Annotated in this window: 15 protein-coding genes; 4 read left to right on the top strand and 11 right to left on the bottom strand. The window is 74.7% G+C overall.

Features of this window, described 5'->3' with window-relative positions; translation table 11 throughout:
- Nucleotides 1-70 precede the first annotated feature (70 nt).
- From ACIPYS_RS16480 to ACIPYS_RS16460, 5 genes are all read right to left on the bottom strand, one after another.
- On the bottom strand, nucleotides 71-1096 hold the full coding sequence (locus ACIPYS_RS16480) for a 6-phosphofructokinase (RefSeq protein WP_093859231.1): 1026 nt from the start codon (nucleotides 1094-1096) through the stop codon (nucleotides 71-73).
- A 366-nt stretch (nucleotides 1097-1462) separates the two neighbouring features.
- Nucleotides 1463-2191 carry a type 1 glutamine amidotransferase gene (locus ACIPYS_RS16475; RefSeq protein WP_093859230.1) on the bottom strand — a complete coding sequence of 243 codons (729 nt, stop codon included), beginning with the start codon at nucleotides 2189-2191 and terminating at the stop codon, nucleotides 1463-1465.
- Nucleotides 2192-2255: 64 nt separating this feature from the next.
- Nucleotides 2256-3518 (bottom strand): MurT ligase domain-containing protein, encoded by a 1263-nt coding sequence (locus ACIPYS_RS16470; protein WP_093859229.1) that lies wholly within the window; start codon nucleotides 3516-3518, stop codon nucleotides 2256-2258.
- A 483-nt stretch (nucleotides 3519-4001) separates the two neighbouring features.
- Nucleotides 4002-5423: a GNAT family N-acetyltransferase gene (locus ACIPYS_RS16465; protein WP_400746771.1), complete on the bottom strand. Its 1422-nt coding sequence runs from the start codon at nucleotides 5421-5423 to the stop codon at nucleotides 4002-4004.
- Nucleotides 5424-5512: 89 nt separating this feature from the next.
- Nucleotides 5513-6940: a pyridoxal phosphate-dependent decarboxylase family protein gene (locus tag ACIPYS_RS16460; RefSeq protein ID WP_400746768.1), complete on the bottom strand. Its 1428-nt coding sequence runs from the start codon at nucleotides 6938-6940 to the stop codon at nucleotides 5513-5515.
- A 402-nt stretch (nucleotides 6941-7342) separates the two neighbouring features.
- Here ACIPYS_RS16460 and ACIPYS_RS16455 point away from each other — a divergent pair, with 402 nt between their 5' ends.
- The gene (locus ACIPYS_RS16455; RefSeq protein ID WP_400746766.1) at nucleotides 7343-8515 is read left to right on the top strand and encodes a WD40/YVTN/BNR-like repeat-containing protein; all 1173 of its coding nucleotides are present in this window, start codon (nucleotides 7343-7345) and stop codon (nucleotides 8513-8515) included.
- A 199-nt stretch (nucleotides 8516-8714) separates the two neighbouring features.
- On the opposite strand, the gene ACIPYS_RS16450 is transcribed toward ACIPYS_RS16455, so the two are convergent.
- Nucleotides 8715-9863, bottom strand: a complete 1149-nt coding sequence (locus ACIPYS_RS16450) for a hypothetical protein (RefSeq protein ID WP_400746763.1) — start codon at nucleotides 9861-9863, stop codon at nucleotides 8715-8717.
- A gap of 199 nt (nucleotides 9864-10062) precedes the next feature.
- Entirely contained in the window at nucleotides 10063-11913 is a 1851-nt protein-coding gene (gene asnB, locus ACIPYS_RS16445) for an asparagine synthase (glutamine-hydrolyzing) (RefSeq protein WP_400746760.1), read from the bottom strand.
- Nucleotides 11914-12121: 208 nt separating this feature from the next.
- On the opposite strand from asnB, the gene ACIPYS_RS16440 reads away from it, so the two are divergent.
- Together ACIPYS_RS16440 and glmS are read left to right on the top strand one after the other, a co-directional pair.
- Complete coding sequence (locus tag ACIPYS_RS16440; protein ID WP_093859222.1) at nucleotides 12122-12406, top strand: hypothetical protein; 285 nt, start codon at nucleotides 12122-12124, stop codon at nucleotides 12404-12406.
- 124 nt (nucleotides 12407-12530) lie between these two features.
- Complete coding sequence (gene glmS, locus ACIPYS_RS16435) at nucleotides 12531-14357, top strand: glutamine--fructose-6-phosphate transaminase (isomerizing) (RefSeq protein ID WP_093859221.1); 1827 nt, start codon at nucleotides 12531-12533, stop codon at nucleotides 14355-14357.
- A gap of 64 nt (nucleotides 14358-14421) precedes the next feature.
- On the opposite strand, the gene ACIPYS_RS16430 is transcribed toward glmS, so the two are convergent.
- Entirely contained in the window at nucleotides 14422-16218 is a 1797-nt protein-coding gene (locus ACIPYS_RS16430) for a beta-galactosidase (protein ID WP_400746756.1), read from the bottom strand.
- Nucleotides 16219-16613: 395 nt separating this feature from the next.
- Between ACIPYS_RS16430 and ACIPYS_RS16425 the strand changes: the two genes are divergently transcribed.
- Complete coding sequence (locus tag ACIPYS_RS16425) at nucleotides 16614-18020, top strand: amidase (protein WP_400746753.1); 1407 nt, start codon at nucleotides 16614-16616, stop codon at nucleotides 18018-18020.
- 91 nt (nucleotides 18021-18111) lie between these two features.
- Here the strand turns inward: ACIPYS_RS16425 and ACIPYS_RS16420 are convergent, their stop codons facing one another.
- From ACIPYS_RS16420 to ACIPYS_RS16410, 3 genes are all read right to left on the bottom strand, one after another.
- On the bottom strand, nucleotides 18112-20106 hold the full coding sequence (locus ACIPYS_RS16420; protein ID WP_400746751.1) for an FUSC family protein: 1995 nt from the start codon (nucleotides 20104-20106) through the stop codon (nucleotides 18112-18114).
- Nucleotides 20107-20248: 142 nt separating this feature from the next.
- Nucleotides 20249-21571 carry an MFS transporter gene (locus ACIPYS_RS16415; RefSeq protein WP_400746747.1) on the bottom strand — a complete coding sequence of 441 codons (1323 nt, stop codon included), beginning with the start codon at nucleotides 21569-21571 and terminating at the stop codon, nucleotides 20249-20251.
- Nucleotides 21568-22218: an ArsR/SmtB family transcription factor gene (locus ACIPYS_RS16410; protein ID WP_400746745.1), complete on the bottom strand. Its 651-nt coding sequence runs from the start codon at nucleotides 22216-22218 to the stop codon at nucleotides 21568-21570. The genes ACIPYS_RS16415 and ACIPYS_RS16410 overlap by 4 nt, the downstream gene beginning before the upstream one ends.
- Between the last annotated feature and the right edge of the window lie 64 nt (nucleotides 22219-22282).

Genomic DNA, 22282 nt, shown 5'->3' with positions numbered 1-22282 from the left:
GCGAACGGCCCCGGCCCCCGAGACTCGCGCTCTCGGGGGCCGGGGCACCGGACGTCGTGGGGGCGGGCGGTCAGATGACCGTCTCCGCCTCCAGGTAGCGGTCGGCCGGCACGGTCTTCAGCTCGGCCACCGCCTCGGCCAGCGGCACCAGGCTGATGTTGGTGCCCTGCAGGGCGGTGATGTGCCCGAAGGCGCCCTTGTGGACGGCCTCCACGGCGTGCCAGCCGAAGCGGGTGGCGAGGACCCGGTCGTAGGCGGTCGGGGTGCCGCCGCGCTGGGTGTGGCCGAGGATGACCGGACGGGCCTCCTTGCCGAGCCGGTGCTCCAGCTCGCCGGAGAGCTGGGTGGCGATGCCGGTGAACCGCTCGTGGCCGTAGATGTCCCTGGTGCCCTCTTCCCAGTGCATGGTGCCGGGCTCGGGCTTGGCGCCCTCGGCGCAGACCACGATGGCGAACTTCTTCTGCCGGTCGAAGCGCTCCCGGACGACCGCGGTGAGCTTCTCGATGTGGAACGGGCGCTCCGGCACCACGATCGCGTGCGCGCCCGCCGCCATGCCCGCGTTCAGCGCGATCCAGCCGGTGTGGCGGCCCATGACCTCGACCACCATGACGCGCTGGTGCGACTCGGCCGTGGTCTTCAGCCGGTCCAGGGCCTCGGTGGCGACCGACACGGCGGTGTCGAAGCCGAAGGTGACGTCGGTGCACGCGATGTCGTTGTCGATGGTCTTCGGCACACCGACGATCGGCAGGCCCGCGTCGCTCATCAGCTTGGCGGCCTTGAGGGTGCCCTCGCCGCCGATCGGGATGACCGCGTCCAGGCCGAGGTCCGCGCAGTACTTCTTGGCGCGCTCGACGCCGTCGCGCAGATGGCTGGGCTGGACCCGGGAGGACCCGAGGATGGTGCCACCCTGGGCCAGGATGCCGCTCACCGAGTCGAGGGTCAGGGGCCGGTGGTGCCCTTCGAGGAAACCGCGCCAGCCGTCCTCGAACCCGATGATCTCGTCGCCGTGGTCGACCACCCCCCGGTGGACCACGGACCGGATCACCGCGTTCAGGCCGGGGCAGTCACCGCCGCTGGTCAGCACTCCAATACGCATTGCTTTGCAACTCCCGAGCAGAACCGAGGAACGGCCGGACTACAGGCTGGGACGACGGACCGCCACCACGACAGGCCGTACCCGCGCCGGTGGGCGCGGAGGTGACCGTCGGGTGAAGGACCGGCCGATCCGGACAGAACATCCGAAACCGGCCGTGGAGTCGAGCATACGGCGCCTGCGTCCGGCCGGGCAGGAGCCGACGCGGGAGCGGCGTCGTCGACGCCCCCGCGTGGAAATGCAGCCTGCTGCCGAGGAGGGTGTGCAGCCGGCAGCCCCGGGACGGGGCAGCCCCATTGTCGTACGTCCCGGCCCACCCGGGGAGCCCATGACCGCATCGCGGGCACCGGGCGGACGGACCGGGGAGTACTACGCGGGGCGCGTCGTGGCCGCGATGCGCTCGGCGCGCAGCGCGTCGTACCAGGTGGTGTCGGCCGGCGGCAGGGCGCTCACGTCCAGTGCCAGCTTGAGCAGCATGTCGGCGACGGCGGGGTTGCGCGCCATCACCGGGCCGTGCAGGTAGGTGCCGAAGACGGTGTCCCGCCAGGCGCCCTCGGTGCCGTCGCCGGTGCCGTTGCCCCGGCCGGCGGTGACCCGGGCCAGCGGCTTGACGCCCTGGCCGAGGTGGGTCACGCCCTGGTGGTTCTCGAACCCGGTCAGCTGCGGCAGGCCGAGCGCCGGGTCCACGTCGGCCAGCACGTCGCCGACGCAGCGCTCGCCCTCGCCGCGGGTGGTCCACACGTCCAGCAGGCCGAGGCCCGGCTCGCGCTGGCCGAGGTCGTTGACGAACTCGTGGCCGAGGATCTGGTAGCCGGCGCAGACCGCGAAGATGATCGCGCCGTTCTCGGCCGCCCGCACCAGACCGGTGTCGTTGCGCAGCCGCTCGGCGGCGAGCCGCTGCGGGCGGTCCTCGCCGCCGCCGATCAGGTAGATGTCCCCGCTGGTGGGCACCGACTGGTCGGAGCGGACGTCGATCCGGGTCACGTTGAGATGGCGCTGGCGGGCCCGGCGCTCCACGACCAGGGCGTTGCCCCGGTCGCCGTAGGTGCTGAGCAGGTCGGGGTAGACCCAGACCACGCGCAGGCTGCTCTCACTCATCCTCGAAGGCCTTCCATGACGTACGTGCGGTGGGCTGCTGGGTGCTGCGGGTGCCGCTCCGGCATCAGCCGGCCACGACCTTCCGCAGCTGCTGGAAGGCGGTGTAGTTGGCGATCGCCTCGATCCGGCCGGGCGGTGCCATCCGGACGGCCTGCTCCAGCGAGTCCACGACGTGGAACTGCAGCCCGGCGACCTCCAGGCGCACCGCGAGGTCCAGCTTGCGCTGGCCCAGCACGAAGACCGGGTGCCCGGCCAGCCGCTCGTAGTCGACGTCCCACAGCCAGGAGGTGTCGGTGCCGTCCGCGTCGAGCGCGTTGACCGAGAGCACCACCGGGGTGGGCGGGCCGTCGATCAGCGAGAAGGTCTCCAGCCAGCCGGCCGGGTTCTTGGCCAGCAGCAGCCTTATGTCACGGCCCTGGTACTGCACCACGTCGTAGCGGCCGGCGACCGCGGTGACGCCGCGCATCCGCTCCAGGGCGACCTGCGGGGAGACGCCGAACACGGCGGCGACGGCGGCCGAGCTGGTGGCGTTGGCGAGGTTGGCCCGGCCGGGCAGCTGGAGCTGGATCGGCCAGGCGCCGCGCTGCGGGTCGATCACGTGGGTGCCCTGGAGCGCCCAGTGCGGGTTGGGGCGCCGGAAGCCGCACTCCTGGCAGAACCAGTCGTCGCCGGGGCGCTGCATCACACCGCCGCAGGCGGGGCAGGACCAGGCGTCCTCCTTCCACGCCTGTCCGGCGGCTACCCAGACCACCTTCTTGCAGGAGGAGGCGGCCCAGGTCACCAGCGGGTCGTCGGCGTTGGCGATCACCACGGCCTCGGTGTCCTGGAGGCCCTCGCGCCACTTCTCGGCCATCATCCGGGTCTCGGCCGCGCGGTCGAGCTGGTCGCGGGAGAGGTTGAGCAGGGCGATCGCCTTGGGGCGGGTGTCGCGGGCGACGCCGGCCAGGTACTTCTCGTCGACCTCGATCACGCCGAAGCGGGCCTCCGAGCCGCCGGCCAGGGCGGAGGTGATGCCGGCCGGCATGTTGGCGCCCAGGGCGTTGGAGACCACCGGGCCGGCGGCGCGCAGCGCCTCGGCGATCAGGCGGGTGGTGGTGGTCTTGCCGTTGGTGGCGCTGACCAGCACCACGTCCAGGTGGTCGGCGAGGGTGGCGAGCAGATCGGGGTCGAGCCTGAGCGCGACCTTGCCGCCGATCACCGAGCCGCTGCCTCGGCCGGCCTTGCGGGACACGGCGGCCGCCACCTTGCCGGCGGTCACCGCGATCTTCGCGCGTGCCGGCAGCGAGGCGTCGCGTGCGCCTGTGGGCTCCGATTCGGTGCCTGCCATGCTCAGTGGTTCCTCCTTGCTGCGGCACCGCCCGGGGGCCGGACTACGGGCCGTCGGGCGGCGGGGACGGGATCAGCCTACCGACTCCGCCGCCCGGCTCGACGCCCCGGACCCCGTGCCGCCTGCTGCGACGCCCCGGGAGCGGCGGTCCGGGAGATCCTGACGCGGGGTCAGGATCGGCGGTGTACGGACGGGCCGTTCGCCGTCGGGGACGCGTGGGCGGGGTGCGGCGGTTCCCCGCGCGCCCCGGGCCGGGCGGCACGGAGGCCGCCCGGCCCGGGGCCGGTGAGGTTCTTGGTGAGGATGTGGTGAAGAAATGACCGGACGATTACCGGACCTGTCCGATCAGCTCACGGATTCGCTCGCCGATCCGCTCGCCGATCCGCTCACCGGTACGGCTCGATCGCGACGCCGGGCGGCCCGAGGGCGGCCCGGAGACCGGCCCCGAGCGCGGCCCGGGCAGCACGCCCCGAGGGGCCGTTCTCAGCGCCCCGGACGGGTCTGCCACGGCACCGGGAGCTCCTCGGCGGCCTCCGCCAGATGGGCGGTGATCACCAGGGTGCCCTCATCCACCTCGTAGTCCAGCGGGGCCGCCAGCCGGCGCATGGTCGCGATCAGCCCGGTGTTGGACGACCGGGTGACCGCGTACACCGTCTCCACCCCGGCCTCCAGGGCCAGCGCGGACATCCGCCGCACGAGGTCCAGGCCCAGCCCGCGCCGCTGCCAGGCGTCCTCGACCAGCACCGCCACCTCGGCGCTGTCGTCGTCCCACATCAGGTGCCCGAGGGCGACGATCCGCCCGTCCGCCGTCTCCACCGCCAGGGCCTGCCCGTGCCGGGCGTCCAGCAGGTGGTCCAGGTAGCGGTCGGCGTCCCGGACCGGCCCGTGGTAGCGCTTGCGCAGGGTCTCGGGCGAGCAGCGGTGGTGCATCGCCAGCGCGGCCGCCTTGTCGTCCGCGTCCGCGCGGCGCACGGTCAGCTCGGCGCCGGCCGGCACGCTCGGCCGGGCCCGGACGTCCGGCACCCGGGGGCCGAGCAGGGTGTCCAGCTCGACCAGGGCCTGCGCCCGGGCGAACTCGGTCGGGGTGAACGGCAGCTGCGGGCGGGTGAGCTCGATCAGCTCGCCCGAGGGCGCGGGCAGCCGCATCACATGGCCGTCCACCCCGGCGGTGCCGCGCCCGGCCGCCCCCGGGTACTGCCGGATGCTGCACTGCCCGAAGAGCCGGCGCAGGGCGATCGGCAGCTCCGCGGCGTCCAGCGCCGTCCGGGTGGCGAGGGCCAGGACGTGGGTGGGCACGTCCACCAGGTCGTGCGCGTCGGCCGGGCCGGTCCAGATGTCGTGCCCGCCGGCCCCGGCCACCAGCGCGGTCAGGTCGGCCCGGGTGAGCGAGCGCGGCGCGCGGACGAAGAACTCGTCCACGGCGCCGGTCGGCAGCGGGTGGGACTGCATCGAGACGATGTTCACCTGCCGCCCGGCGAGGGCCGCGCAGACCCGGGCCAGACTGCCGGGGGAGTCCTGCACGGTGGTGCGGACCCGCCACAGCGTGCTGCCCTCGAAGTCGTGCAGCGGTCCCCGCAGCGGCTCGGCCTCGGGCGCCCCCGGCTCCCCCGGCGGCGCGGGCGCGTCCGGCGCCGGGGGGCCGTGCAACTGGTGGCGGTGTGCCCACCAGGTGTGGAACAGCGCGGTGGCGAGCAGCGCGACGGCGGACGCGCCGAGCACCACCGGCCCGTCCGGCCCGTGCACCACGAGCTTGGCCACCAGATCGGCGGCGGTCACCGAGAGGAAGACGGCGGAGAGCTCCACCGCGTCGCGCCGCCAGCGGTGGCTGCGGAGGCCGCGGCGCTGGGCACGGGAGGGGGTCGTGGTCGGATCGGTCGTGGACGTCAGCTGCTCCGTGTGCTCCATGCCATCAATCTGCCGCTTCCGTGTTTCACGATCACGAATCCTCCGTGACCCCGCGGTTAATGGTGCCGTGACTCGATCACCGTCGCCGGTCACCCGGAGTGCTCGCGCCCGGCGGCCTTGACCTCGGCGAGCAGGACGGCGAGGTCCTCCTCGGTGGTGGCGGGATTGAGCAGGCAGGCGCGGAGGATCTCCCGGCCGTCGAGCCGGGCGCCGGTGAGGAAGGCGCGGCCGCGGCGTTGGACGGCGGCGGGGAGCTCGCGGTTGACGGCGTCGAGGGCGGCCTCGTCGGTCCGGCCGGCGGGGCGCAGCCGGAACGCCACGATCGAGGTCTGGACCTCGGCGAGGAGTTCCAGCTCCGGGTCCGCGGTGACGAGTTCGCCGAGCCGGCGGGCCAGGGCGGTGGTCCGGGCGATGTCGGCGGCCAGGCCGTCGCGGCCCCGGTGGGCGATGGTCGCCCACACCTTCAGGGCGCGGAACGGGCGGGTCTGCTCGGTCCCGTACTCGGAGAACCAGCCGAGCTCGCCGGCCGCCTCGTCGCGCAGGTAGGAGGGGACGAGGCTGAAGGCGGCGCGCAGCTCGGCGGGGTCGCGGACCAGCGCGCAGCCGCAGTCGACCGGGACGCCGAGCCACTTGTGCGGGTCGAGGGCGAGCGAGTCGGCGCGGGCCAGCCCGGCGTAGCGGTGGGCGATCTCCGGGTCCAGCACGCCGAACGCCCCGTAGGCGCCGTCCACGTGCAGCCAGAGCCGCTCCTCGGCGCACAGGTCGGCGATCGGGTCGAAGGCGTCGACCGTGCCGGTGCCGACCGTGCCGGCCGAGGCCACCACCAGGAACGGCAGCAGTCCGGCGGCCCGGTCGCGGGCGATCGCGGTGCGCAGCTCGGCGGGGTCGAGGAGGCCGTCCGGTCCGGTGGCGACGGCGCGCAGGTGCTTGCTGCCGAGGCCCAGCAGCTCGGCGGCCTTGCGGACGCAGGAGTGGGTCTCGCCGGTGACGTAGCCGACCAGCGGCGGCATCCCGGCCAGGCCGTCCTCGCGGACGTCCCACCCGGCGGCGCGCGCGGCGCGGTTGCGGGCGGCGGCGAGGCAGACGATGGTCGCCATCGAGGTGCCGGAGGTGAGCAGCCCGCCGCCGGGCGGGTGCGGGAAGCCGACGAGTTCGGCGATCCAGCGGACCACCGCCCGTTCGAGGTGGACGTCGGCGTGGTCGCCGCCGGCCGAGCTCGGGTTCATCGCGGCGGCGGCCAGGGTGGCGAGCACGCCGGCCGGGGCGGGCGCCGAGTTCACCCAGCCGAAGAAGCGCGGGTGGCCGTTGCCCATCGGGTACGGCAGGACGTCGCGGCCGACGGCGGCCAGCAGCTCGTCCAGCGGACGGCCGGCGGCGGGCAGCGGGGCGTCCAGCAGGGTGCGGCGGGCGGCGTCGTCCATCGGCCGCCAGACCGGACCGGCGGCGATCCCGGCGAGGTGGTCGGCGGCCAGGTCGGCGGCGGTGTGCGCGGCGGCGCGGAAGTCGTCGGAGGTCATGCGGTGGCTCCTGGTGGTGCGGGGCCCGGTGGCGCGGCGTCCTCGGCGCACCCGAACGCCGCGATCCTACGGAAACGGGCCCGCGCCGTGCGGCGCGGGCCCGGTATCCGGGACGGCCCGGCGCCCGGGAGGCCAGGGTGATCGGTCGACCGCGAGCGGTGATGCGCCGGTGGTGGCCCGGGTGGCGCGGGCGATCGCCCGATCGTCCGGCGCCGGGCGAACCGCGACGGTGCCCCGAACGGGGCGGCGGTTGCCCGGTGCGCCTGCGGGACAACGGAACTGACATGTCCTCAGAAGAACTTCGCATGCGCCGAATTCCCGGGACCGGGCGGGCAACCTCCGGCGGAGGGACGGGCGTCATCCGGGCATCGGGGCACCGCGCCCCGGGTCTGGAGGTACGACATGGCTGTCGGAACACGCATCCGACTGTCGTTGACAGGCGCGCTCGCCGCGCTCCTCGCGTGCGGGGTCCTGCCCGCCACCGCCTCGGCCGCCCCGGAACCATCGCCCGCCGCGGGGGCGGCGCGCTGGACGGCGGCCAAACTGCCCGGTGGCGACACCGTGCTGACCGGCTCCACCCGTCCCGAGGCCCGCACCACCTGGGCAGCCGGCTTCCGGGTCGTCCCGGGCGGCGACGGGAGCGTCGGGTTCGACCCCGTGCTCTACGCCCGCGACGACCGCCGCGACGGGAAGTGGACCGAAGTGCCGACCGCTCCCGGCGGGACCGAGCGGGTCAACGCCGTCGCGGCGACCTCGGCCCGCGACGGCTGGCTGGTCGGTGACTCCGGCCGGGGCGGTGGGCCGGTCATGACCCAGCACTGGAACGGTCGCTCCTGGCAGATCGAGCAGGCTCCGATGCCCGCCGACTCGGCCGGCGGCGGCCTGCTGGGAATCGCCGCGCTGACGCCGAACGATGCCTGGGCGGCGGGCTGGAGCCAGGGGGCCGACAGCCACGTGGGCATCGTCCAGCACTGGAACGGCCGCTCCTGGCGGCAGGTCGAACTGCCCGCGCCGTACCAGAGCTGGGGCCTCAGCGCGATCGCCGCGGCCGGCCCCGACGACGTCTGGGCGGTCGGCAACGGCTACGCCGAGGACGACCGGCCGGTCGCCCTGCACTACGACGGGCGCGGCTGGAGCGTCGTGCCGGTGCCGGCCTTCGGCGGCCTGTACGGCGAGTTCAACGATGTCGTGGTGAAGGGGCCGCGTGACGTGTGGGCGGTCGGGCGCGTGGTGCTGGACGAGAAGGACCGCGGCCACGCGTTGCTCATGCACTGGGACGGTCGCGCCTGGAGCCGGGTCGAGGCTCCCGAGGGCGCGGGCGCGGTGAGCGGCGCCGCGTCCGCGCCGGGCGGCATCGTGACGGTGGGCCGGGTCTCGGGCGGCGGCGAGGACGCGTACGCGCTGCGGGTGACGGGCTCGCGGGCGACCTCGCTGGACTTCCCGGAGTCCGGCGCGGGCACGGCGTACTGGTCCTGGAAGGTGTCCACCAGCGGCCGTGAGGTGACCGTCACCGGCGCCTTCAACTACGAGAAGCAGCGACTCCCGCAGCCGATGGTGATGACCACCCGGCTCTGACCGCAGTGCTCTGATCGCAGTGCCGTGACCGTACGGCCCCGGCCGTACGGTCGCACCCGGTCCGGCGGCCCCGCCACGGCGGTGGGGCCGCCGGACCCTGCCGTCCCGCCGCCGGTGCGGCATCCGTCCGCGAGCGGGCGGCCGTCGGAGTTCCCGCGCCGGCCGCCCGCGGACGCCGTGCCGTACGCGCCGCACCTCCTCAGTCGAGGGAGGCCGAGAGCCCGCCGGCGGAGCGGCAGTAGCCCTGCATCTCCTTGTCGGAGAACTTGGCGCAGAGCCGGCCGGCCGCGCCCGCGTCCGTGTAGTTGACCGTGTAGTAGCTGACCAGTCCCTCGGCGCAGGCCTTGCGCTGCCAGCCGTCCGCGGCGGTGGCGCACTGCTGGGCGGCCCAGTCCTCGCGGTCAAGGTTGTACTTCATGGTGCGCGAGCCGACGCCCCGGCTGCAGTCGACCGCCCCGCCGGAGGCCTTGCCGTTGAGGCACCACTTCAGTGCCTCGGCGTACACCTCGGGGTGGTTCGGGTAGTCGTGCGAGGAGAGGTAGAAGGTCGGCGCGTAGAAGAAGCAGGCGGACTGGAACAGCGCCGGCTGGTCCTTGCACGGGTACAGCGGGTCCTGGGCGAGCTTGTCGGCGGGGAGGTTGGCCTTGGCCTTCTCGTCCTCCTCGTCCGGGCCGAAGAGCTGCATGAACAGGCCCTCGGAGCAGCGGATCCGGTTCTGGTCGGTGGTGAACTTGTTGCACAGCTCGCGCGCCTTGGCGACGTCCTGCTTGGCGACGAACATGGTGCCGTGGCCGACGCCGTGGATGCACGGGCCGCTGTTCTTGGGCGCGCAGAGCTTGACCAGGTCGGTCTCCGGCTGGGCGGAGGCGTTGAGCATCTCCTCCACCGCGCCGTGGAGGTAGCCGGCCGCGCAGGTCTCGTGCGGGAAGGAGATGACCTTCTGGAAGTCGGCGTTGAACCGCTTGACCGCCGCGTGCCCGAGCTCGTGGGCGATCGGGTGGCAGAACCGGACGGTGTAGGGCAGCTGCTTGGTGATCCGGTCGAGGTCGGCCAGGGCGACGCCGGGGTCGCTGGCGTCCATCTCGGCCATCAGCTTGTTGCGCAGCGTCGAGCGGGTCCACACCGCCGGGTCGCCCGTCGCGGTGGCCGACGCGGCCGGCCGGCCGGTGCCGGCGGGCGCGGCGCCGGCCGGGCCGGTGGTGCCCCCGGCCCCGGTTCCCGGGACGGCCGCGGCGACGGCCGCGCGGTCGGCGGTCTGCTGGGGCGTCCAGTCGGTGACGGCCACCGACCCCAGGCCCAGCACCCCGAGCAGCAGGGCGGTGAGGATCGCGAAGGCGCGCGGTTGCATGACGGAGATCCCCCGGCGGATCGGGACGGACGGGACGTTCCCCATCCTGACGGCACGGGTCTCGGATTCCGTGTTTTCGGCCGCCATTCGGGAGGTGTCGGCGACGCTATCGCACGTCCCGCCCGGTCAACGAGGCGGGTTCACGGCGGGTCACCCTCCCCCGGGCGGCGCAACGGCGCACCACCCGGGGCGCCCGGGGTCAGAGCTCGAGCGACACCTGGTACTCCGTCAGCCAGGTGTCCAGGTCCAGGGCCAGATCGGCCGCCAGCCGGACCGTCTGCGGGTCGGTGTCCGGGGCGAGCGCGTCGGCCAGCTCACGGCGGTCGAGCAGGGCGAGGGCGGGGGAAGCGGGGTCGGCGGCCAGCCCGGCGAGGCCGCGGCGGAGCAGCTCCGGGTAGCGCGGGTCCTGGACGATCGGGTACGGGCTCTTCGCCCGGTCGGCGATCACGGCCGGCAGCACGTCCCGGACGGCGGCGCGCAGCAGGCTCTTCTCCCGGCCGTCGAAGGACTTCATCGTCCACGGCGTGTTGAAGACGTACTGCACCAGCCGGTGGTCGCAGAACGGCACCCGCACCTCGAGCCCGCCGGCCATGCTCATCCGGTCCTTGCGGTCCAGCAGGATCCGGACGAAGCGGGTCAGGTTGAGGTACGACACCTCCCGCATCCGCCGTTCGAACGGCTCGGTGTCCGGCAGGTGCGGCACCTCGGCGAGCGCCTCCCGGTACCGGGCGCGCCGGTAGCCGGGCAGGTCGAGCTTGGCGAGCAGCTCCCGGTCCAGCAGTTGCTCGCGCGGGCCGGTGCCCGCGCCGCCGAAGCCGCTGACCGCGGCCGCCCACGGGAAGTCGTCGGTGTCGAGGGCCTTCGGGTCGTGGAACCAGCGGTAGCCGCCGAACAGCTCGTCCGCGGACTCGCCGGACAGTGCGACCGTCGAGTGCTCGCGGACCCTGCGGAAGAGCAGCAGCAGGGAGGTGTCCATGTCGCCGACGCCGCCCGGCAGGTCCCGGGCGCGCAGGGTGGCAAGCCGCTGCGCCGGATCGGTGAGGGCGGCGCTGTCCAGCTCGATCACCGAGTGGTCGGCGCCCACGTGCCGGGCGAGCAGCTCCGCGTACGGCCGGTCCGGGGTGGTGCGGATCGCGTCCGGGCGGAAGTGCTCGCTCTGCCCGGTGAAGTCGACCGCGAAGGAGCGGACCGGCCCGGTGCCTGCCGCGTCCAGGTTGCGGGCGGCCAGGGCGGTGACCGCGCTGGAGTCGAGACCGCCGGAGAGCAGCGAGCAGAGCGGCACGTCCGCCTCCAGCTGGCGGTGGACGATGTCCTCCAGCAGGGCCCGGACGGTGCCGATCGTGGTGGCGAGGTCCTGGGTGTGCCGGCGTGCCTCCAGCGCCCAGTAGCGGTGCACCGAGACGCCGCCGCGCCGGACCCGCACCAGGTGGCCGGGCCGGACCTCGGCGATGCCCCGGTACGGGGTGAGGCCGGGGGTGCGGGTCATGGCGATCAGCTCGCGCAGCCCGTCCAGGTCGACCACCGGGCGCACCGCGGGGTGGGCGAGCAGCGCCTTGGGTTCCGAGCCGAAGACGACGCCGTCCGGGGTGGGGTGGTAGTGCAGCGGCTTGACGCCCATCCGGTCGCGGACCAGGAGGAGTTCCTCGGCGCGGGCGTCCCAGAGCGCGAAGGCGAACATGCCGTTGAGCCGCTCGGCGACGCGCTCGCCCCACTCGAGGTAGCCGCGCAGGACCACCTCGGTGTCGCAGCGGGTGCGGAAGCGGTGGCCGGCGGCCACCAGCTCGGCGCGCAGCTCGTGGTGGTTGTAGACCTCGCCGTTGTAACTGAGGGCGGCCAGCAGCCGGCCGTCGTGCTCGGCCGTCATCGGCTGGGCGCCGCCCCCGGGGTCGAGCACGGCGAGGCGCCGGTGGCCGAGGGCGGCGTGCCGCTCCAGCCGGGAGCCGCCGTCGTCCGGGCCGCGGCAGAGCTGGGTGGCCGTCATGGCGTCGAGCACGTCGCGTTCGAGGGTCAGGTCGCGGTCGTAGGCGACCCATCCGGTGATCCCGCACATCAGCAAGCCTCCGGTTCTTCCGACACTCTTTCGATGCTCCAGCCCCCCTGGTCACCCGCGACCCCCCGGTGTGTGAGCAGGGCATCACGCTACGTGATGGCCCGGATGCGGACAAGACCCCGGCACTGCGCCGATTGACGCTGAATCCTGCCCGATTTCGGGCAGGATCTTTGATCTTTCCCGGGAGGGCCGCCTAGGCTCACCGACTGTGTCCAGCCCGACCGGTTCCTCGCACCCTCACGAAGACCTCCTCGCCCACCTCACCCGGACCAGCCCGCTCGGGCCCCGGGAGGCGGCGCGGGTGGTGGCGGAGGTGCTGGCGTACTTCTCCGAGACCACCGAGGAGTACGTCCGCCGCCGTCACGGCGAGCTGCAGGCGCGCGGCCTGACCAACGAGAAGATCTTCGCCCGGCTCGCGGAGGAGCTGCCCGCCCGCCGGGTCGCGGCTCCGGAGCTCTCGGCCCGCCAGCTGCGCCGGATCGTCTACGGCTGACCGGCCGGTGCCGGAGCGGAACGGCGACTGCCGGTGCCGGAGCGGCGAGCGCCGGAACCGGCCGCCACCGCTACCGGTAGCGGAGCCGGAACCAAGGAACCAAGCAACCAAGGAGCCCACCACCATGTGCGGAATCGTGGCCTACATCGGCCCCAAGGACGCGACCCCCTTCCTGCTGGAGGGCCTCGCCCGACTGGAGTACCGGGGCTACGACTCGGCCGGCGTCGCCGTCGCCGGACGCACCGGCGGCATCAAGGTCCGCAAGGTCAAGGGCCGGGTCGCCGACCTGGCCGCCGCCGTCCCCGCCCGGTTCAAGGGCGCCACCGGCATCGGCCACACCCGCTGGGCCACCCACGGTGTCCCCAGCGACGCCAACGCCCACCCGCACCTCGACAACGCCGAGCGCATCGCCGTCGTCCACAACGGCATCATCGAGAACGCCGACGAGCTGCGGGCCAAGCTGGCCGCCGACGGCGCGGTCTTCCGTTCCGAGACCGACACCGAGGTGCTCGGCCACCTGATCGCCGCCCACGCCGCCGAGGGCGTGGAGCTGGAGGAGGCCGTGCGCGCCGCCCTCGGCAAGGTCGTCGGCACCTACGGCATCGCCGTCCTCGACGCCGAGCAGCCCGACCGGATCGTGGTCGCCCGCAACGGCAGCCCGATCGTGCTCGGCATCGGCGAGAAGGAGATGTTCGTCGCCTCCGACGTCTCCGCCCTGGTTCGCTACACCCGCCAGGTGGTCCACCTGGAGGACGGCGAGCTGGCCACCGTGCGCGCCGACGGCTTCCGCACCTTCACCGAGGACGCCCGCACCACCCACCGCCAGCCGTCCACCGTGGACTGGGAGATCGACTCCTACGACACCGGCGGCTACGAGCACTTCCTGCTCAAGGAGATCCACGAGCAGCCCGGCTCGGTCGAGCGCACCCTCGGCGGCCGCCTCGACGAGCGGTTCGCCACCGCCCACCTCGGCGGCCTCAACCTGGATGCCCGCGAACTGCGCGAGATCCGCCGGGTCAAGATCCTCGGCTGCGGCTCCGCCTACTACGCCGGTGAGATGGGCGCCCAGCTGATCGAGGAGCTCGCCCGGATCCCCGCGCACAGCGAGCCCGCCTCGGAGTTCCGCTACCGCAACCCGGTGATCGAGGCCGACACCCTCTACATCGCGGTCAGCCAGTCCGGCGAGACCTACGACACGCTCGCCGCCGTCCAGGAGGTCAAGCGCAAGGGCGGCCGGGTGCTCGGCGTCGTCAACACCGTCGGCAGCGCCATCGCCCGCGAGTGCGACGGCGGCATCTACCTGCACGCCGGTCCGGAGATCTCGGTCGCCTCCACCAAGGCGTTCACCTCCACCGTCGTCGCCTTCGCGCTGATCGCCCTGCACTTCGGCCGGATCCACGACCTCTCGCCCGCCGACGGCCGCCGGATCGTCTCCGCCCTCAAGGCGCTGCCCGACCAGATCCGCGAGGTCCTCGCGCAGAGCGACGCCATCGCCGAACTCGCCGCCGAGTACGCCGGGTCGGAGGGCATGATGTTCATCGGCCGGGTGCGCGGCTACCCCGTCGCCCGCGAGGGCGCGCAGAAGCTCAAGGAGATCTCCTACGTCCACGCCGAGGCCTACCCGGCGAGCGAGCTGAAGCACGGCCCGCTGGCGCTGATCAGCCCCGAGCTGCCCACCGTCGCCCTCGTCCCGGACGACGAGCTGCTCGACAAGAACCTCACCACCCTCGGCGAGATCAAGGCCCGCTCCGGCCGCGTCCTCGCCGTCGCCCACCGCCGGCCCGAGGCCAAGCTCGCGGACCACTGCATCCTGGTGCCCAGGAGCGAGCCCGAGCTGGACCCGCTGCTGCTCAACATCCCGCTCCAGCTGCTCGCGTACCACGCGGCGGTGGCGCTGGGGCGCGACGTCGACAAGCCGCGCAACCTGGCCAAGAGCGTCACCGTCGAGTAGTACGGCGGCGGTTCGCGTGGCCGAGGGGCCCCGCCCGGACGCGGGACGGAGCCCCTCGGGGGCCTCAGTAGTCCGCGCTGGGCGCGCGGGTGGTGGGGCCGAGGTCCGGCTCGTCGCGGATCTCCAACGCCTCGGCGTGCCGGTCCAGTTCGAGCACCACCAGGGTGTTGCGGCCCGCCAGCCAGAGCGGACCCGGCGCGTACAGGGTGCGCTGCGGGCCCTCCGCGGTGTAGCGGCCGAGCAGGAAACCGTTCAGCCAGAGCAGCCCCCGGCCCCAGCCCGGGAGGGCGAGGAAGGCGTCCGCCGGCGCGTCGACCTCGGTCTCGAAACGGTGGAAGGCCGGGTCGCCGTCGGTGGTGCCGACGGCGTCGCCGAAGGCCAGGGCGGAGAGGTCGGCGAGCGGCAGCGGCCGGATCTCCCAGCCGTGCAGCCGCTGGCGCTCGTGCGAGACGCCGCGCCGGATGCCCTTGCGATCGTCCAGCTGGGGCCCGTAGTTGGCGCGCCCCAGGGCCTCGACCAGGATGTCCAGGGTGACCCCGGCCGGGCCGGCGGCCAGCCGCAGTGTCGCACCCGGGTCGTTGCGGTCCAGCACACCGATCGGGCGGCCGTCCGCGAAGACCTGCGCGCGGTCCCCGATGCCGTCGATCCGCAGCGGCATCTCGGGGCGCGGGCCGGGGACACGCGTCCGGTAGTGGATCAGGCCGAGCGACTGGCCGACCCGCTCCATCGGCTCGGTGGTCGGCCGGTGGACGGGTGTCGACAGCGCGTCCAGGGAGTCCAGCAGCCGTGCCCGCCCGGTCGCCCGCTCCAGTCGGCGGGGCGCCAAGCGGGGCAGCGGAGAGGGGAGTTCACCCTCGGGGAGCGGCAGGTACTTGCCGATGACGGACCGCAGGGCGTGGAACTTGTCGGTCAGCTCGCCCGCCTCGCCGATCGGCGCGTCGTAGTCGTAGCTGGTCACGGTCGGCTCGTAGCCGGCGGTGTCCGGCCCGGTTCCCGAGTGGTTGGCCCCCGCCCAGAAACCGAAGTTGGTGCCGCCGTGCGCCATGTACAGGTTGACCGAGGCCCCGGTCGCGAGCAGCTCGTCGAGCGAGGCCGCCGTCTCCGCGGCGTCCCGGACGTGGTGCGGCTCGCCGATCCGGTCGAACCAGCCGATCCAGAACTCCATCGCCGCCAGCGGCCCCTTGGGCTGCTGCCGCCGCAGCACCTCGAAGCGCTCCGGCGCCCGCGAGCCGAAGGTCCCGGTTGCCAGCAGCCCCGGGATCGCGCCGCCCTGCTGCATGAAGTCCTCGGAACCGTCGGCGGTGAACAGCAGGCAGTCCACCCCGCGCGCCAGCAGACCGTCGCGCAGATGGGCGAGGTAGGCGGCGTCGGTGCCGTAGCTCCCGTACTCGTTCTCCACCTGCACGGCCACCACCGGACCGCCCCGGCTGCCCAGCAGCGGCAGCAGTTCGGGCACCACGGCGTCGAACCAGCCGTCCACCTCGGCCAGGAACGCCGGGTCGGAACTGCGCAGCCCCGTCGCCTCCGTGGCGAGCAGCCGGGCCGGCAGGCCGCCCGACTCCCACTCGGCGCAGATGTAGGGACCCGGGCGCAGGATGACGTCCAGCCCGTGCCGCTCGGCGGTCCGGACGAACCGCGCGATGTCCCGCCAGCCGGTGAAGTCCAGCTCGCCGGAGGGAAGCTCGTGGAAGTTCCAGGGGATGTAGGTGTCCACCGTGTTGAGACCCAGCGCGCGCAGGCGGGCCAACCGGTCGTCCCACAGCTCCGGGTGCACCCGGAAGTAGTGCAGAGCGCCGGAGACGATCCGGTGCGGCACGCCGTTGCGGCGGAAGCCGTCGTCGTCGAAGTCGAGCTCGATCATGCGGACCAGCTTTCGGTTGACGCGGTCGTCGGTCGGGTACTGCTGCGTCGGAACCGGCCCCGGGGCGTCAGCCCCCCGGGCCGGCCCTCGTCCGGCCAGCGTATACGAGGTCCGTACGCGCCCCACCCGGCTTTCGGCGGGCACGCGGCACTCCGCAGGAGGGCGAGGTCGCCGACGCCCGTGCCCCGGGATTCCCGCAGTGGCTTCGACACCACCGGCGCTCCGGGCGCCGCGCCCGGGCGGTCGTTCCGCGTCCGCAGGACGGGCCGGCGTGCGGGACACAGGCTGTCGCACACGCCGCTCCGCCCCTAGACTGCTCAGCTCGCGCGGCATTACCGGCGGGTAGGTACGTATCCGCGGGCGCCGCCACCGACTGGCAGGGATGGGGAGTCCGGATGGCCGACGAGCGGGTGCACGCGTACGCGGACGACGCGCTGGGGGAGCACGACGCGGTGGCGCTGGCCGCCCTGGTGCGGGCCGGTGAGGTCGCCCCCGCCGAGCTGGCCGCGGCCGCGGCGGCCCGGGCCGGACGGGTCGACGCCGCGCTCGCCCCGGTCGCCTTCGCCGCGTACGGGCGGCCGCACACGGCGGACGGAAGCGTGCGGGACGCTCCGCTGTACGGCGTGCCCAGCTATCTGAAGGACAACACCGACCTGCGCGGGATGCCCACCGGCCAGGGCAGTTCGGCCTACCGGGCCAGGCCCGTGCGCCGCAGCGCCGGCTTCGCCGAGCAGTTCCTCGGCACCGGCCTGGGTGTTCTCGGCAAGACCCGGCTGCCGGAGTTCGGGCTCAACGCCTCCACCGAGTTCGCCTCCGCCCGACCCGTCCGCAACCCCTGGCTGACCTCGCACTCCCCGGGCGCCTCCTCGGGCGGCGCGGCCGCCCTGGTCGCCTCCGGCGTGGTCCCGATCGCGCACGCCAACGACGGCGGCGGGTCGATCCGGATCCCGGCCGCCTGCTGCGGGCTGGTCGGACTCAAGCCCACCCGGGGCCGGGTGGTGGCCAACGCCCAGGGCCGCCGGCTGCCGGTGGACCTGGTGACGGACGGCGTGCTGACCCGCTCCGTGCGCGACACCGCCGCGTTCTTCGCCGCCGCCGAACGCCACTACCGCAATCCCGCGCTGCCCCCGCTCGGCCTGGTCGAGGGCCCGGGCGAGCGCCGGCTGCGGGTGGGCCTGGTGGTGGACTCGCCGGTCGCACCCAGCGACGCGGCGACCCGGGCGGCGGTCGAGGCGACCGCGGCCCGGTTGGAGGCCCTGGGGCACGAGGTGACCCCGGCCGTGATGCCGTTCGGCGAGGAGTTCTCCCGCGACTTCGTCCTCTACTGGGGCTACATCGCCTTCCTGATCGCCACCACGGGCCGGCTGACCGTCGACCCCGGTTTCCGGGCGAGCCGTCTCGACGGGCTGACCACCGGCCTGCGGCGGCTCTTCCACCGGGAGTTCCGCCGGGTGCCGGGGGTGGTCCGGCGGCTGCGGCACGCCGAGGAGACGTACGCGGGGATGTTCCGGACCCACGACGTGGTCCTCTCGCCGGTGCTGGCGCACGTCGCACCGCCGATCGGGTACCTGAGCCCGAACGTCGCCTTCGAGGAGCTGATCGACCGGCTCACCCGGTACGTGGCGATCACACCGGTCAACAACGTCACCGGTGGCCCGGCGATCGCGCTGCCGACCGGTGCGAGCGCCGAGGGCCTGCCGATCGGCGTCCACCTGTCGGCGGCGCACGGGGAGGAGCGGGTGCTGCTGGAGCTGGCGTTCGCCCTGGAGACGGACCGGCCCTGGCGGCGGATCCAGGACTGAGGGCGGATCCAGGACCGGGGGGGGATCCAGGACCGGGGGCGGGGCGGTCGGACGCGCGGGGCCCGTACGGCCGCGGTCCGGGGTGGGTCGCTCAGCCGAGCACCGGGGAGGCGATGGCGCAGGCGGCCCGGACCTCGCTGCGCAGCGGGCCGAGCACGTCGGGTGCGGCGGGGCCGGTCGCCGCGACGGCGGCCGGCCGCGCGGCCGCCTCCCCGTCCGGCCCCGGCAGGGGCGTGCCGGAGCGCAGCGCCCCGGCCAGCGCGGCCAGGTCCGCCGCGATGGCGGCGACCTCGCCCGGCGGTGGCGCCGGTTCCCCGTGCTCGACCCGGACCCGGGTGGCGGTCGTCGCCTCCACCACCCGTTCCACCGCGATCACCAGTGGCCACCAGGCCGCCGCCCGCGGTCCGGTCGGCGGCGGTTCGGTGAGCGCGCGCTGGAACTCGGAGCGGACCGCCGAGAGGTCCCGGTAGAGGCGCCGGCGCCGGAGCGGCCGGGCCGGGCGGTCGTGGCCGGGGGCGCCGGCGAAGGCCAGTGCCACGTACGCGGCGGCGTCCGCCACGGTGTCGGCCAGCCGGTCGCCGATCCGGGTGTGCCAGGACTCCGGCCAGCACAGGTACCCGGCGACCAGCGCGATCCCGCAGCCGATCAGCGAGTCGTAGAGCCGCGGCAGGACGAGTCCGAACCCCTGGTGGTTGAGCAGGTCGGACAGCAGCAGGATGACCGGGGTGATGGCCGCGGTCTGGAACGCGTACCCCTTGGCGGAGAAGGCCGGGATCAGTGCGGCCAGCACCGCGACGGTCGGCACGTCCCACCAGCCGCGCGGCACCTCGGCCAGTACCGGCACGGCGAGCAGCAGCCCGCCGGCGGTGCCGAGGGCGCGCAGCACGGCCCGGGAGAACACCGAGCCGAAGTCCGGTTTGAGGACGAAGGTGACGGTCAGCGCGACCCAGTAGGAGCGGGGCACCGGCAGCACCGACACCACCACCTGGGCCAGGCCGATGCAGAGCGCCAGCCGCAGGCCGTAGCGCCAGGACGCGCCGGAGAGCAGCGCCGCCCGGGCCGCGCGCCGGGTCCGCACCCAGGGGGCGGCGGGGCGGCCGAGCCGGTCGGGATCGGCGGCGTGCGCGTGGTCGGGCTCGGCGGCGACGGCGGCCGCGTAGCGCAGCGCCCGGTCCAGGGCGCGTTCCGAGGGGCCGGTGGGCGCGGGCAGGTCGAGTGCGACGGCGGCACCGGTCCGGGGGCCTCGCTCGATGCTGTCGGCGAGAGCCAGCACGGCCGCCGGCCAGGCCTCCGGCAGCGGGCCCAGCCGGGCCGGGCGCAGTTTGGCGGCGGAGGCCGCCTCGACGATCGGGATCAGCGCGTTGAGTCCGGCGATCAGCCGGGTCAGCCCGGGGGAGCGGCCGTGCCGGCGGGTGCGGTGGGTGAGCAGCAGGTCGTAGGAGGTGTTGAGCGACTGGGTGACGGCCTGCCGCCGTTCGTCGTGCTCGGGGGTGCCCGCGGCCCGGACGAACCCGGCGACCGCGCGGTAGGAGGCGGCGACCGCCGCCCGTTCGGGGACGCCGCCGCGCAGTGGCCAGCCGAACAGGGTGAGCAGCAGCACCACGGCCCCGCCGGCGGTGAGCAGCAGCGGTGCCGTCCACCACGGGCGGGGCATCGGCAGCCCGGCCCCGACGACGGCGTTGAGGAGCAGCAGCAGTCCGGAGACGGAGGCGACCGAGCCGATCGAGGAGATCATCCCGGAGACCAGCGCCACCAGGGTGAGGACGGCGACGGCGGTCCAGTCGCGGCCGTACACCAGGGTGCCGAGGGTGACGCCGACGGCGCCGAAGAGCTGGGGGACGGCGATGTTGAAGAACCGCATCCGGTAGGCGTCGGCGGTGTCGCCGATCACGCCGGACAGGGCGCCCATCGAGACCAGCGCGCCGTACGCGGGCCGCCCGGCGGCGAGGCCGACGGCCAGCGGCGCGGAGAGCGCCACCGCGGCGCGGGCCACCGCCGCCCACGGCACCGGCGCGGGTTGCGGCCGCAGGCCGGCCGTCAGCCAGGTCGGCGGCGAGAGCCGGACGCCGTGTGCGCGCTGTGCCATGGGCCAAACCTACGGTGCCCGGCGGTACGGCCCCGGGCGCGGCGCGCACGGGCGGAGCGGGCAGGGGCGGGGCGGGGCACGGGCGGAGCGGGCACGGGCGGGGCGGGCCGGCCCGGGGGCCCACCGCGCGGGTGAGGGCGGGTCAGGCGGGGGCGGCGGTGGTGCCGGGCGCCGGCGCCGGTGCCGGTGCGGGGGCCGGGTCGGCCGGGCGGCGGGTGGTGGGGAGGTCGCGGACCCGGCCGACGGGGGAGAACAGGAGGACCAGCGCCGCCAGCGGCACCCCGGCCGTGGTGATCCACATCGCCGGGCGAAGGCCCACCGCGGTGCCGAGCACACCGGCGAGCAGGGCGCCGACCGGGATGGTGCCGTAGTTGAGCACGGCGGCACTCGCGGTGATCCGGCCGAGCAGCTCGGGCGGGCAGTAGTGCTGCTGGAAGCCGGACTTGATGACGTTCCCGGCCACCACCCCGGCCGAGACCCCGAAGCCGCCGACGGCGTAGCAGAGCATGCCCGCGCCGGTCCCGGTGAGCGGGATCAGCAGGGCGAGCACGGGCAGGCCCAGCTCGAACAGGATCATCGCGCGCGCCGTGCCGACCCGGGCGGCCACCCGGCGGGCGGCGAAGGCGCCGACCACTCCGCCACCGCCGGCCGCCGCGACCAGTCCGCCGACGGTGCCGGGGGCGAGTCCGACCTCGCGCACCAGGAAGGCGACCAGGATCGACTGGTAGCCCATCAGGGCCAGGTTGGAGGTGGCGCCGTAGAGGGTGAGGGTGCGCAGCCAGCGGTCCCGGGCGACCAGCCGCAGGCCCTCGCCGATCTCGCGCCGCAACGCCCGGTCGGCGCCGCGCCCGGCGCGGTCGGCCGGGGTCTCGCGGTGCCGGATCCGGCCCAGGCAGAGCAGCGAGACCAGGAAGGTCGCGGCGTTGGCGAGCATGCCGTTGGCGGCGCCGGCGAGCTGGGCGAACAGGCCGCCGGAGCCGAGGCCGGCGATCTGGGCGGCGGAGGCGCTGCCGTGCAGCTTGGCATTGCCCTCGGGCTGGTCGGCGGGGGAGAGCAGGTCGGGCAGGTAGGCGGTGTAGGCGGTCTGGAAGAACACCGCCGCGGTGCCGGTGAGCAGGGCGACCGCCAGCTGCAGACCGGTGCTCAGCCGCCCGGCCCAGGCTGCGGCGGGGACGGCGGTGAACAGGACGAGCGAGACGGCGGCGGCCGCCAGCATCACGGTCCGGCGGGGTAAGCGGTCCACCCAGACGCCGGCCGGCAGGCCCATGACCAGCCAGGGTGCCCAGGAGGCGGCGCTGAGCAGGCCGATCTGGAAGGTGGAGGCGTGCAGCTCGGAGACGGCGACGAGCGGCATCGCGACGCCGGTGACGGAGGCGCCGAACTTGCCGGCGGTCTCGCCGCACCAGAGCAGCCGGAAGTCCCGGTGGCGGCGCAGCAGGCTGCGGCGGCGCCCGTCGCCCGTCACTCGGCGCTCCCGGCCGCGTCGGTACGGGACCGTCGCGGGAAGGACTGGAGCTGGACGACGATCGGCAGCGCCGCCGGGTCCGGGGCGGCGTCCGGGGCCGGGGTGTGGCGTTCGACGACGGCGAAGATCTCGTCGTTGAGCGCCTGGAGCTGGGCCGGGTTCAGCCGCAGCCGGCGCCAGTCGGAGATGGTGCCGACGTTGCGCCACTCGTCCGGCCAGTCCTCGGTGATGTAGTCGTTGACCCGGTTGAAGTACTGCTGGACCAGCTGGTTCAGATAGAGCGAGACCGCGCCGCGGGTGTCCGGGTCGTCGCGGAAGTCGGCGGTGTCGAGCCGGTTGGACACCTCCACCCGCCGCCACCAGCGCTCCCGCTTGGTGCCGCGCCCGGTCTCCTCCTCGATGAATCCGTGCTCCGCGAGGTGGCGCAGGTGCCAGCTGACGGTGCCGGTGTTCTCGCCGAGCCGTTCGGCGAGCCGGGTCGCGGTCGCGGGCCCGTCGAGGTTGAGCAGCTCGAAGATCTGCATCCGCAGCGGGTGCGCGAGCCCGCGCAGACTGCGGGCGTCCAGGCGGCGCTGCGGCGGTCCCGGGGGATCGGGCGGTCCGGGAGCGGCGGGGGGTTCCGGAGCGGCGGGGAATTCGGTGGTCATGACGGCAGCCTAGATTGCAGAGGATCCTCTGCATAGAGGTATCTGCAGAGAATCCTCTGCATCT

Origin of the sequence: Kitasatospora sp. NPDC089913, assembly GCF_044748625.1 — a bacterium.
Classification (GTDB): Bacteria; Actinomycetota; Actinomycetes; order Streptomycetales; family Streptomycetaceae; genus Kitasatospora.
Note: the sequence above shows the minus strand (reverse complement) of the source record. Positions and strands in the feature narration are given on the sequence as shown.